This window comes from Sporocytophaga sp. (assembly GCF_017745095.1).
Classification (GTDB): domain Bacteria; phylum Bacteroidota; class Bacteroidia; order Cytophagales; family Cytophagaceae; genus Sporocytophaga.
On sequence record NZ_JAGHZZ010000045.1, the window covers coordinates 1 to 230 of the forward strand.

1 protein-coding gene is annotated in these 230 nt (G+C 30.9%); it reads right to left on the reverse strand.

Annotated features, from left to right (window positions below; all coding sequences use genetic code 11):
• Nucleotides 1-230 (reverse strand): hypothetical protein (locus J7604_RS26005; protein WP_293903234.1); only part of this gene is annotated, 230 nt, incomplete at both ends.

Below are 230 nucleotides of genomic sequence, written 5' to 3' on the forward strand. Positions count from 1 at the left end.
ATCTGTCTTTAAATTAATAGCTTTAATAAATACATTAGAAAAAATTGATTCACTTCTAAGAATAGGCGAATTAAATGTAAGTGTAACTCTCACCCATTCTCCTTTTGGACTTTGTCTAAAGCTAACAGAACATTCTTTTGTCCCAACCACAATTAATTCTTTATACCACTTATCTTCTGTATTCGAGGGTACAGTATCTGAACATGCTATAAAGGCTTTTAAAGTTCGTT